A 12,635-nucleotide genomic window follows, 5' to 3' on the forward strand; every position below is an offset into this window, starting at 1 on the left:
ACAGAGGCGCTATGGCGGAATATCGAATCGGGATCGACCTTGGGGGGACCAAAACCGAGGTCATTGTGCTGGGCGAGGGCAGTCGCGAGCTGTTTCGCAAGCGGATACCCACGGTGCGGAACGACTACCAGCGTACCCTGGAGGATTTGGCCGCGCTGGTGACCGATGCTGAGGAGGCTGTTCAGGCAAGCCCCCTGCCGGTTGGCTTGGGTATTCCCGGGACTGTATCGCGCAAAACCGGGTTGGTTAAAAATGCCAACTCCACCTGGCTGAACGGCCAGTCTTTGCAGGTGGATTTATCCGCGCGCCTGGGGCGGGAGGTCCAGGTGACTAACGATGCCAATTGCCTAGCGGTATCCGAGGCTGCCGATGGCGCAGGCGCCGGTTACGATTTTGTGTTTGCGGCTATTTTGGGTACCGGCTGCGGCGGTGGGGTTTGCTATCGCGGCGCGCCTTTAGCGGGCCCCAACGGGGTGGGCGGTGAGTGGGGGCACAACCCCTTGCCTTGGACGCGAGACGCCCAGCTAAACGCCCGCCCTTGTTATTGCGGTCGGTCCGGTTGCCAAGAGACTTTTTTATCCGGCACGGGCATCGGCATAACCTACCGTTTAGCCACGGGTAAAACACTGGACGCCGCGCAGGTCGTCGAGCTTTGGCGTGTGGGTGACACTGCTGCTACAGAGGTTATGACGGCGTATATGGATCAACTGGCCCGCGCCCTGGCGGCGGTGATTAACGTCATGGATCCGGATGTGATCGTACTGGGAGGCGGGGCGTCGAATATCGATGAAATTTACCAGCAGGTGCCTGCAATCTTGCCGCGCTACGTTTTTGGTGGGGAGTGCGACACTGAGATCAAACAGGCCGTGCACGGGGATTCCAGTGGGGTAAGAGGGGCGGCCTGGTTGAATCCGTTTTAATTTTGGGAACGGGGAACGAACTGTCCCTGCATCCACCGCTCAAGCCGATTGGCTGCGCGCTTTTAGTCGGCCATATGAGCCTGATTCCGGCCGTTTTGTTTGGCGGTGTAGAGCGCCTGGTCCGCCGCGTACACCAGTTGTTTAATGGAGTTGTTGTTGCCGGGAGTCATGGTGGCTATGCCCAGACTGACCGTAATGCAGTTGTGTGTGGCGGAGCTCTTGTGTTCAATCCCCAGAGCCTCGACGGCGAGGCGGGTGTTTTCGGCGATACGTTTTGCCCCGGCCCGATCCGTGTTGGGCAGTATCAACATAAATTCCTCGCCGCCGTAGCGCACGACTTTGTCGGTGACGCGTTGCATTTGTGTCTGTAGTGTTTTGGCAACCGAAATCAGGCATTCGTCGCCTCTCTGGTGGCCGTAGGTGTCGTTAAAGTGCTTGAAGTGGTCCACATCGAGCATGATCACTGACAGCGGTTGGCCCTCGCGCCGCAGGCGCAACCAGGTGTTTTCAAAGTAGGCATTGCCGGAACGCCGGTTGGTTAATCCGGTTAGCCCGTCCCGATCTGCCAGTTTCTGCAGTTCGTTGTTGACTTTCTCAAGGGTGGCGGTGCGTTCGGCCACTTTCTCTTCCAGTGTGCGTGAGTAGTCCTGCACCTGTGCGTAGAGGCTGGCGTTCTCGGTGGCAACGGCGGCTTGTGCCGCCAGCAGGTGAATGAGTTCCACCCGGGGTTCGGTGAACACGCCCTCGGCCAGGTTGTTTTCCATATAAACCGCCGCTTCGAAATGCGCTCTCTTAATGGGAACACAAAGCACTGAGTGAGGTTGCCGGTTGACCGTGTAGGGGTCGTGAATAAAGGGGCCCTCGGCGCCGGCGTCGTGCAGCACCACGGCCTCGCCCTTTTGAAAGACCTGGCTGATAACGCTCATCGGCAGGGCAATGGCCTTGCCTTCACGGTCGGTAATCAATGAATGCTTAGGCAGGTCCGATGGCGCCGGATCGGGCGTTGCGCCGAGGGAGGCTTCAACCGCATACCGGCCGGCGGTTCGCACGATCATACAGCCCCACTGGCCGCCCGCGTTTTCCAGCAAAATGGCCAGGGTTTTTTGCAGCAACTGATCGAGCACCATCTCGCCGGAGATTTCCCGCGAGGCTTTCATGACCGAGGCGAGATCCAGATGGGACAGTGGTGTGTGCTCATCCCCCGCCGGCACCGCGCGCCACTCGCGCAGTACCGGGTATTGCTCCTTCAGCTGGGCCACTTTGCGTCTGGCGCCCCAGCGATTGTAAACGCCGTGGGCGCCGCGCAGGTAACCCTCGGCCGAGCGCGTCTTGCCCTGGGCTAACAAGTGGCGGGCGGCGCGCTCCAGGGCGGTGGCTTCATCGCGCAAAAAGCCGTTAGTCCGGGCGCCGTCAATGGCGGCGTCGTAATACGTCAGTGCCGTCTCGTAATCACCGTCCAGGTGGGCCAGTTCCGCACTCATTAGCATTTGCAGGTGGCGGAAGTTGGCCTCGCAGTTATCCGCCCAGCGGGTCATCCTGGCCAGATCCTTTTCCAGTCGTTGGCGCGTGGTTTTTTGCTCGGCGGTATTCATGCCCGGGTAGAGTGTACAGAGCGTCAGGTTGGCCACGATGTAAAAACGCACCAGTTGCGGCAGGGACATGGCCGAGCGGATCAGCAGGTCCTGCTTTTTGACAAACGTCAGCGCCTGCTCGTAGTTGCCGTAGAGCAGGTTGATCTCGGCATTGTAAATATGGTGGTTGGCGATACCGGTCATGAACCGGCGCTCGCTCATTTGCTCGAGACATTGTTGCGCGTTGAAATCAATACTGCTCAAACTGAACGGGGACTCGGTGTCGCCGAGCAGGTTGCGCTGCATTTGCAAAAAGAGGGTGCTGGAATCGAGTGAATCCTGATAGGCGCATTCGCGCACGATTTGCAGGTTTTCTTCATGGTGTTGGCGTGCGGTTTCCAGATCCAGGCCCGGGTCCCAGATCACGCAGTCCTGAGCGCTGTAGGCCAAATAGAGCAGGTCGCCGGACTGGTAGCCCGCCTCAATGCCTTTGCGGAACCAGGGGGTGAGGCTCGACCAGTGATTGCTCCAGTGATGGATGAACATGGCGTAGACATAGATGACGCGCGCTCTGAGGGTGAGATCATCAAGCCGCTCGTTGATGGCAAGACCAGCCAGACCGTATTGATAACCGAGGGCGGGGTTGTCCAGCTCGCCGCATAACAGCATGCCATAGGCGGCGTAGGCAAAAGCCGCCTCTGGGCAGTTGCCGCAGCGCAGCGCCAGGTTGACCGACTTGAGCACCAGATAGCTGAACAGATTGCCACTGCCGGACAAAAAGGCCGCGGCGAATATCTCCATCAGTAGCCGCATGGCCGCCAGGGTGGCGGGATCATCAATGACGGGCGCATCCACCAGCTCGGCAATTTGTCGGCCCGCTAAATACTGCTCCACGTGCTGGCGCTCCAGGGCTATGTCCGCTTGGCTGGGGTGTTCGGTAAAGTCGATGCCCAGCAGTGCCAGACCTTCGATACAGGCTTGAATAGACTCTCTCATCCGGCCCTGGGTGGCATTCTGGCGGGTGCGGATGGCGAGCACCTCGGCCCGTTCCAGTGAGGTCTGCGCATGCTCGAGCATAAGCGCCAGCCAGTGATCTGCCTCTTCGGTGCGCCCGGTCAGGTAGAGGCACAATTGCATCTCGCTGGCCAGTGTTGCCATCACTGAGCCCATGCGTGACCAGGCGTTGTCCGGCAGCAGCGCTTGTGCGATCTGCAGGTAGTTCAGCGCCGGCTCGTAGGCCGAGGATTGACGGGCAAGAATCCCCGCGCGCAGGTTCAGCTCGGCCAGCAGGCGTTGTTCGCTGGTGTTGACAAGATCCCGGCCCTTGTTGAGGTGACTGACGATATCGATCAACCGGTCGTTGCCGACCGTATCGCCGGCGTGCTGGAGCATCAGCCGCCCCACCCGCAGGTGCATCCTCGGCAATTCATCGGGCTCAATGAGCCCGTAGGCGGCCTGCTGCACCCGGTCGTGCTGGAAGCGGTAGTAGGGGTTGAGCGAGAGGCGCTCGTCGGATTGATTGACCAGGCGGTAGTCGCTGTGCAGCGGCAGTACTGTGTATTGCTTCAACGCCGGCAGCAGCGCCTGGGCCGTCTCGGCGGTGCTGTGCTCATAGATGTTGGCGAGCGTTTGCAGCGTAAAGGTGTTGCCGATACAGGCCGCCAGTTTCAGCGCCGTCTGTGTCTCGTCGGGGAGTTGGCGCAGGTTTTTGAGCATGAACTCAACCACATCCTGATCGGCGTCATCCCAGCTGACCCCGTCCAGTTCCCAGAGCCATTGGCCGGTTTGCGGATCCGGCCAGATGGCGCCCAGGGTGTGCAGCTGGCGCAGCAGTTCGTTGGTGAAAAAGGGATTACCCTGTGCCCGGTGGAAGAGCATTTCGGCCAGTCCGCGGCTGGCGCGTGGCTCACAGCGCAGCGCGTCCGCCACCAGTTGGGTCACCGAGGGCTGATCGAGTGGCCCCACGGGAATATCGTGTAGACGTTGATGCTGGCTCAGATCGTCCAGCAGTTGCCGCACCGGGTGGCCGGGGCCGACTTCATTGCTTCGATAGGCGCCGATCAGCAGCAGGTGAGTCTGGTGTCGGGAGGTGACGATACGACGGAGCAGGTCCAGGGTAGGGGTGTCGCTCCACTGAAGGTCGTCCAGAAACAGCACCACCGGGTGTCCCTCGCCGGCAAACGCCTGTAAAAAGGCCGTCAATACCAGTTGCAGCCGGTTGCGGCTTTCGGCCGGTGGCAGCTCGGGCACGGGAGGCTGTTCACCGATGATCAGGGCCAGCTCCGGTACCAGGTCAATCACCAGAGCACTGTTGGGGCCCAGTGCCTCGCCGAGGCGCGCTCGCCACCACAGCAGTTGCTCCGGCGGTTTGAGCAATACTTGTTGAACCAGGGCACGAAAGGTGGTTGCAAGCGCCGAGTAGGTTTGGCGCTGTTGGTACTGATCGAACTTGCTCTGTACCAGAAAGCCGCGTTCGCGGATCTGGTGGCGGTCGAGCTCGTTGACCAGTGCGGATTTGCCCACGCCGGAGTAGCCGTGTACCAGGCAAAAGCGGGTCTTGCCGGAGACGACCTGTTCGAACAGTGCAAGTAGCCGCTGCAATTCCCGCTCGCGGCCGTAGAGCGCTTGCGGCACCAGAAATTTTTGCAGGCGGTCTTTTTCCCCCGGTGTGAAGGGCCCTGGCGTACGCCCCTCTTTGATCGCGTCCGCACACAATACGAGATCGTGCAGCAGCCCCTGACTGCTCTGGTAGCGCTTTTCGGGGGACTTTGACAGCAGCTTCAGAACGATGGCGGAAACGGCTTCAGGTATACCCGGTAACAGCGTCTCGGGGGCGGGCGGTACGCGGCTTACGTGTTGATGCACCCACTCGAGTGTGTCTTTTGCCTCGAAGGGGCACTGCCCGGTCAGCAGTTCGAACAGCACGACGCCGAGGGAGTAGTAATCGGAACGGTAATCCAGACTGCGGTTCATACGGCCGGTCTGCTCCGGCGAGATATAGGCCAGCAAGGGGGTATGCTGGCTCAGATATTCACTTTCCTGACGTTCCTGACCCAACTCTGAGGCCAGGCCAAAACCGGTTAACGCCAGCGCGTCGCCGCTGGGATCGATCAGTATGTTGTGGGGGCAAATGGCTTTGTGAACAATGTTGCGGGCGTGTATGTCGCCCAGTGTCCGGGCCAGACTCTGGGCGATTTCCAGAACCTGTGTGACCGACAAGTGTCCGGCCCGGCTCTGGCTGAGCCGAGTGGCCAGAGAGCCATCGTAAAGGTCACTGATCAGTGCCAGGTTGCCGCTGCCGTAGGGGATCAATTCGTGGACTATTCGAACTCCTCGCACGCCTTCCAGGCGAGCGGTGATGCTGGCCTCGTGGCGCAGTGCGGCCACCTGCTTGCGATCAGGGTAGTCGGTATCGAGCGTTTCCAAAGTGACTTGTGCGCCGTTCGCCTGGCATTCGGCACGGTAGGCAACTCGCCCCGCGTTGCGCCACAGGAGCGCGTCAATGGTGTATCCGGGCACTCGCACAGTGTTTTGCATCACGCGTCTCTCGGCAGAGTCAGTCGGCTTGTTGGAACAGCCGATCAAAAGTTGCGCCGAATGCCTCGCGGGCGTTGTTGCGCACCGGCTCGCCGTGACCGCACAGGGCGTGTTTGAATTCCAGTGCCTTCAGGCGATGGAAGTCCTCAGCCTTCGGTTCCGCCACCTGATGCCACACCGGGCCGACGTTGGCCGGCGTAAAAAAGCCCATGGTTTCCATCCGTTCCCGGCTGGAATCGCAAAAGTGCTCGTCGGGGGTCAGCCAGTTTTGCAGGGCGTCGCAGGCAATCAGAATGCCGCCGTCGCGTTGCAGATGGAGTATCCCTTCGGGAATCTTGGAGGTCTCGAACGCAAATAGAGAAGCGTCGCCAATGGGAAGAGTCGAGGTCGGCTCAAGCGGTCGGGCACCGTGTTCCGGCTCAGTTTTAATGCCGGGCATCACCCAGTAGCTGGCCTGATAACGATCCAGGTAGAACGCATCGTCACGCCCGTGCAATGCTCCCAGGCGTATGACATCGGTGACTGTCCCCAGCCGTTCCAGTTGGGCGAGCCCCTCGTCGTTCAAACGCACGGTGTTGATCAGAATCAACCGGTCGCCGTCGCGGACAACGGTCATATTCCGGCTGAACCGCCAGTCCATGTCCATCAGTACGGTTTCCATGGCACCGCTGATGCAAAACACATCGGTGAATACCTCTTCGATGGTGCCGTGTGCTAGGGCGGGTGGAAAAGCATTGGGGTTGGATTGATTCATAAGGGCTTCCTAATCTTTATGATAATCATAGCGACCCACATAGCGATACTCACGGGCGTACTCGTTGAGGTAGGCGTTGAGGTATTGCTTTTGGGCCTGGTTCAGGCGTTCTTGGCGGATGTCCTCAGCGGTTTCATCCAGGCGGCTACTGTCCAGCCGTCTGAGGTGGAACAGCGTCATATCCTTGCCGCCAAAAAAACTTTTGAGAAACTCGTGCAATGGCCGTGCCTTTGACATATCAAAGACCGCGCCATAGAGCGCGGTATACAGCGGCTGCTCCGCCAGCGAATCCCTGTCAAAGGTGGGATAGCCCCCCGATGGTGGCTCAAAGGGCGGGTAGCATTCGAGCGGATGCACCGGGTGCTCGGCCAGCCTGCGAATATAGTCCTCGTCCAACTCAGCTTGCCGGGCGCCTTCCAGAATAATGTTCAGGTAACGGCGACTGGGCAGGCGCCGGTTATCGATAAACTCGGGCATGCCAATATAGGTAAGTGCCGGGATTGTCGGGGAGGCTTGGAGTGAGTGGCTTTGGGGCTCTACGTGAACCTCCACCCGGTCATAGCCGTGACCATAGGCCTCGGCGGCGTCCAGACGTTCAAGTGCCTCATCCGGGCATTGGTGCAGCACACCGAGAACCCGGTCGTCGCGGTTGCCGGTGTACTCGATGTTGCCCACGCCCCCCTCGTGCCGGAAAAAATGCTGCACATTGAAGCGCAAGCGCCACCCGGACAATACCGCTCGTTGCGATGCCAGCGGCTCTACTCCCTTGGCTCTTAGAGAGAGTAGACTCATATTGGAACCAAAGCCGAAGTAGTAGAACATAATCAAGCGAGCGAATTGTGAGTCAGTGATAGGGGATGGCGGCAGCAGACTGGTCTGGATGCTCTTTGGAGCCAGCCCTGGTGCCCCTGAGCTAAATTGCTCAGCCTGGCACCAGAATACTCTTTCGGGTGGCAGATTTCTATTACATCGTATGACACTGACGGCGATCGATCGCGGCGTTTGCCAAGGGTAGGGGCTGCGGCGGTGCAGGCTAGCCAATGAAAAGCAAACATAATAATTGTCATACCCAGATGTGTATCTAACAGTAATTTGTGAATCTTGGGGGACTGAAATTTTGACTAGTTAAAAAATTCGCTTTTCTTAGCTCAGCTGGAATATGTTGGCGCAAGCCTGATCTAAACGACGATTACCACCAATCAGGCGCCTCGATTGAAGCATTGAAGCCCGCCGCTAATAGTGGTTCAAGAAAAGACTCATCCCTTACGAGGCACATTCCTTCATGGCCTATACTGCACGCCGACCAGTGTTTGCTTCTTTCGGAGTAGAGGCAGATAGAGTCGACTGATCGCTCCAGTTCTCTTTTGAAACGACTCAAATAAGAAAGCAACGAAGGTCTGGCTGCGAGGGGACGAGAGTGCATTAGAACAGTATTGTCAAAATATTCGGTTACAGCTTCAAAACCTTGGTTGAAAAGTTTGCCGCCAATCAGTGGGACTATCTGCTTGGAGGCTTTCGGATAGTTCCAAAGGATCAGGACGAAGCTTGATTTCGCTGATATACGTTCAAGGACATTTAATTGGTGTTCTAGGGATGACTCTTGGATGTAGATCATAGAAGTCCGTTTTCTCAGTAGGCCGGGTTAGCGCAGCGTAACCTGACAACCCGATCGGAGGAAGTGATTGTTTATCGCGAGGGTGCGCCCCGACTTGGGGCAGGGGGGAATTCTATCGGTGTGTGGGGTGGCCGGGGGCTCGCGAGGTGCAAGCGCCCCGCCACACAATTTTGTTCAGCATTCAGCATTCAGCATTCAGCATTCAGCATTCAGCATTCAGCATTCAGCATTCAGCATTCAGCATTCAGCATTCAGCATTCAGCATTCAGCATTCAGCATTCAGCGTTTAGCGTTTAGTGCGCGAACATCCCCGCGTTTAACCACAGGTGTACTGCCACACTGGCCGCGTAACCTAATGCAATTATCGGGGTCCACTTCAAGTGGCCGAAGAAGGTGTATTTGCCTCGGGCCTGACCCATCAGGGCGACACCGGCGGCGGAGCCGATGGACAGCAGGCTACCGCCCGTACCGGCGGTAAGGGTAATCAGCAGCCAGTGACCGTGGGACATTTCCGGCTCCATGGTCAATACCGCAAACATCACCGGAATATTATCGATAAGCGCCGAGGCTACCCCCAGGATAATATTGGTTTGGGTGGCGCCCAGTCCCGTGTACAACAGCTCAGACATATACGCTAGATAGCCCATATAGCCCAGACCGCCCACGCACATAACCACCCCATAGAAGAACAGTAAGGTGTCCCACTCGGCGCGCGCCACGCGGTTGAAGACATCAAAGGGAACCACGCCGCCCAAGCGCTCAAGTGCTTGCTGGTCGCCGGCGCGCTCGGCTAGGGCGCGTTTGCGCGCCAGTGAGCCCGGCAGGGTGCGACGCAAAAAGTAGCCAAAAAATTGCAGATAACCCAGACCGGTCATCATGCCCAGCACCGGCGGTAGGTGCAGCAGCAAATGACAGAGTACAGCCGTGGCAATGGTGAGCAGGAACAAGGTGAGAATACGCAGGGCACCGCGCTTTAGCTCGACTTCTTCTTCCACCGCGACCGGCTTACGGTTTTCGATAAAGAAACTCATGATAGCGGCCGGTATCACAAAGTTAACCAGCGAGGGCAAGAACAGGGCGAGGAACTCCTGGAATTCGACAATGCCCGCCTGCCATACCATCAAGGTGGTGATATCGCCGAAGGGGCTGAAGGCGCCACCCGCGTTTGCGGCGACGACCACATTCACACAGCAAAGGTTAATAAAGCGGTTATCGTCACCGGCGACTTTCACAATAACGGCGCACATCAACAGGGCGGTGGTCAGGTTATCGGCAATGGGCGAGATAAAGAAGGATAAAAAGCCGGTCAGCCAGAACAGCGTTTTATAGTTAAAACCTTTGCGGACCATCCAGGCGCGCAGTACATCGAACAGGCGGCGCTCCTCCAGGGCGTTAATGTAGGTCATTGCCACCAGCAAAAACAGCATTAACTCGGCAAATTCCAGCAGGGTATGGCGAAAGGCGTGTTCCGCGTCGTGCGGCAGGCCGGCCTGGGTGTATACCCAGCCGATGCTCATCCAGATGATACCGGCGGCGACCAGTACGGGTTTGGATTTTCGCAGGTGGAGCTTTTCCTCCAGCATTACCACAATATAGGCGATGGCGAACAGAATAAGGGCGAAGTAGCCTACGCCGCTGGTGGTAAGATCGATGGTGCCTGTGGCGGCCAGGGTTTGCCCCGACAGCAATAACAGACACACCCCAAGCAGCGCGCTGGCGCGATAGGTGATTTTAGACATGTAATTTCCAGTGATAGTCAGTGTGGCGAAAAAATGCGGGAGCCTTGTGGTCCCGTCGGCCGGTGGTCCGGCTCTTTAATGGCGCGCTAACGATCTTCGCCCCGGGTGAGGGTCCCGGTCGTTTCAGAGCCTGTTGATTACAGGTGATTCTAATGCGTAAAGCAGCCGATACGTTCGCTTGCCTGAGTGCTCTGTCCGAGGAGTTAGCTGTGAAGAGGGTTAAAAACGCTAGCACTGCCAGGTGGCGATTCACGATGGCACGCGAGTCACGCCGTGTAACCGACTTCTGTTACTTGAGTATCAATGCGCAATATTGCGAACGGCTCGGACAGGACACTCAGGGCCTACTGGCCCAGGGCGCGTATTCTAGCACAAGGCGAGAGGCCGTAAACCTGCCAGTCGGGGTATCTTGCAAGCGGTGGAATGAAAGCGCTACCAGTCACGTCGCGGCCATGGCCTATTACCCAAACTTTTGTATCGTTAACCACTTGAGCCAAATGATGCCGTCTCAGTCACGTTTTTAGTCGCCGCTCAGGTGTAGGGTATAGTCGAGATTGATAACCCGAATGCCACCGGAGTCACTGCCATGCTGTTTAACCGTAAACCTGTTCAGGCCGCCACTGAAACCCTGCAAAGTGCCGGAGTGAGCGCGATTCCACCCACAGGCAGGCGCGAGCCACTGGCCAACAGCCGCGATAAGCAAGTCACTGAGATACCGGTGTCAATGCTGCGCAGTCACGCCCACTTTAAGCCTGCTGGGCCCTGGCTGGGCGTGTTTGATTTGGCCGTTTGGCTGCGTTTGCCCCACGGGTCCACCACGCCCCTGCAGTTAGCCTTGCGTTATACCGATCAGCGCGGTGAAACCACGGTACTGGTAGATATTTGCAAGCCCGGGCCCTACAAAAGCGCGTTGCTAAACGGCAGCGTCGAGTTACAGATAAGCGGTAATGTCAGCTATATGGGGCTGTATTTGCTGGGCTTACCCGGCGACACTGCGGTAGCACTGGACGAGTGGCACTTCTTGCCCCAGTTAAAGAGACAGTCGGGCCGCTAATATAGGCTCTCTTGCCGCAAGCTGCAGATGTCAGATTGAGGCAACAGCAATTCGCTGTAGCACTGCTATACTCACTGCAAAGCCATAAAACTAAGCAAGCGCTTGAGGTGAGTGTCTTTGATCAGAGGGATTTGTTGTGCAGGTGTTGTCTGTCTCGCCTGGGTCGGGTGTTCGCTCGCACTAGCGACCCAGCCCGTGCCCGAGGTGGTGTTGGGTACCAATGCCCAGTCTGCCTACTCGTCCGAGCGCAAGCCCCGCGAGCAACTCGGGGTGCTTAGCCACGTCGACTGTGTTTTCTCCCATATTCCCTATCAGTCCAACATTATTTTTGAGCCCTGGCGGCGGGCCCAGCAAGAGGTGCGCGTGGGGCAGATAGACGGTTTTTTTACCGCTATGGAAGATGTCGACATAGAACCGTTTGCGACACTTTCGGACCCCCTAGTATTACAAAAATGGTACTGGTTTACCCGCGCCGATGCCGAAAAGGCCACTCAGCCGGCTCGCTTACGCAAGGGGGCTATTTTGGGCAGCCATCAGCAACTGTGGTTTGAGGCCAATGGCGACAGCGCTTATTTGTCGGCTCAGGATTTACCCCAGTTAATAAAATTGCTTTACAGTGGGCGTATTGATGCCATTTTGGCTGACCGCGCTCATTTTGAGAAAGCCGCCGCAGCGCTCGAGATAAGCCCTGATCGCTATCGCGCGCAATTCGATCGTTACGTGCCTTTGGGAGTTTATTTTGGCAATGACTTTTTGGCCGGGCACCGCGACTTTCATACTCAGTTTAATCAGCACATCCATCTATGCGTGCCGCAGCGCTTCGCCTTGACCGCGACTGAGCAAGACGCCATTACCCAGTTGCTACAGACTCAGATAGACGCCTTGTTGCACCAACAGGCTTTGCTGCATCGACTGCGGATTCATGGGGCCAGTAAACCCCTGAGCGACGAGCTGATTCAGCGCCAGGATAGCCAGTGGCGTGCCCGCTACCGAAATGGTCAGCAAACGGAATTGCTCGCCCTGATGGACGCCGAACTTTTGGGGGTGATTCGCGCTTGGCGGGCCGAAAACCCCTTAGTCAGTGAAATTATTGTAATGGGAACTCAGGGCCTTACGCTGGCCGCAACTCCCGTTACCTCGGATTACTGGCAGGGCGATGAGGCCAAGTTTCAGCAGGGTGCGGCCATGCCCGCCGGGCACTGGTTTTTTGATGAGGTCAGCTACGACCAATCCGCGCGTCGCTTTCAGGTTCAAGTGAGTGTGCCTGTGATTACCGAAAGTGAGCATTTAGGGGTACTTACCCTGGGCGTTGATATCGAAAACGTGTTGCATAAACGCTACTGATTGTTCCCTCGCTTGCAAAGTTTACATCGATGTCTCCCATGGCGCGCCGTATCAGGCCACTGCAGGGGCGGAGCATTTTTTGCTTCACACCGGTTTATTCC

8 protein-coding genes are annotated in these 12,635 nt (G+C 57.6%); 3 read left to right on the top strand and 5 right to left on the bottom strand.

The annotated features are described in order from the left end of the window. The first annotated feature begins 11 nt into the window (after window positions 1-11). Window positions 12-920: an ROK family protein gene (locus M6D89_RS15225; RefSeq protein ID WP_253968952.1), complete on the top strand. Its 909-nt coding sequence runs from the start codon at window positions 12-14 to the stop codon at window positions 918-920. Window positions 921-982: 62 nt separating this feature from the next. Here the strand turns inward: M6D89_RS15225 and M6D89_RS15230 are convergent, their stop codons facing one another. The 5 genes from M6D89_RS15230 to nhaD all read right to left on the bottom strand — a co-directional run bounded on the left by M6D89_RS15230 (window position 983) and on the right by nhaD (window position 10,136). Then, window positions 983-6,028 carry a diguanylate cyclase domain-containing protein gene (locus M6D89_RS15230; protein ID WP_253968953.1) on the bottom strand — a complete coding sequence of 1,682 codons (5,046 nt, stop codon included), beginning with the start codon at window positions 6,026-6,028 and terminating at the stop codon, window positions 983-985. Between the two features lie 19 nt (window positions 6,029-6,047). Continuing rightward, window positions 6,048-6,782 carry an MBL fold metallo-hydrolase gene (locus M6D89_RS15235; RefSeq protein ID WP_253968954.1) on the bottom strand — a complete coding sequence of 245 codons (735 nt, stop codon included), beginning with the start codon at window positions 6,780-6,782 and terminating at the stop codon, window positions 6,048-6,050. 9 nt (window positions 6,783-6,791) lie between these two features. Continuing rightward, window positions 6,792-7,604, bottom strand: coding sequence for a gamma-glutamylcyclotransferase family protein (locus M6D89_RS15240; protein ID WP_256504638.1), 813 nt, complete (start codon window positions 7,602-7,604; stop codon window positions 6,792-6,794). Window positions 7,605-7,971: 367 nt separating this feature from the next. Then, window positions 7,972-8,397 carry a hypothetical protein gene (locus M6D89_RS15245; RefSeq protein WP_253968956.1) on the bottom strand — a complete coding sequence of 142 codons (426 nt, stop codon included), beginning with the start codon at window positions 8,395-8,397 and terminating at the stop codon, window positions 7,972-7,974. A gap of 293 nt (window positions 8,398-8,690) precedes the next feature. Continuing rightward, complete coding sequence (gene nhaD / locus M6D89_RS15250) at window positions 8,691-10,136, bottom strand: sodium:proton antiporter NhaD (protein ID WP_253968957.1); 1,446 nt, start codon at window positions 10,134-10,136, stop codon at window positions 8,691-8,693. 586 nt (window positions 10,137-10,722) lie between these two features. Between nhaD and M6D89_RS15255 the strand changes: the two genes are divergently transcribed. Both M6D89_RS15255 and M6D89_RS15260 read left to right on the top strand, forming a co-directional pair. Beyond that, a complete protein-coding gene (locus tag M6D89_RS15255) occupies window positions 10,723-11,190 on the top strand; it encodes a hypothetical protein (protein WP_253968958.1) in 468 nt (155 codons plus the stop codon). Between the two features lie 117 nt (window positions 11,191-11,307). Continuing rightward, window positions 11,308-12,534, top strand: a complete 1,227-nt coding sequence (locus tag M6D89_RS15260) for a substrate-binding periplasmic protein (protein ID WP_253968959.1) — start codon at window positions 11,308-11,310, stop codon at window positions 12,532-12,534. Window positions 12,535-12,635 lie beyond the last annotated feature (101 nt).

It is taken from the genome of Gilvimarinus xylanilyticus, assembly GCF_024195295.1.
Taxonomy (GTDB): Bacteria; Pseudomonadota; Gammaproteobacteria; order Pseudomonadales; family Cellvibrionaceae; genus Gilvimarinus; species Gilvimarinus xylanilyticus.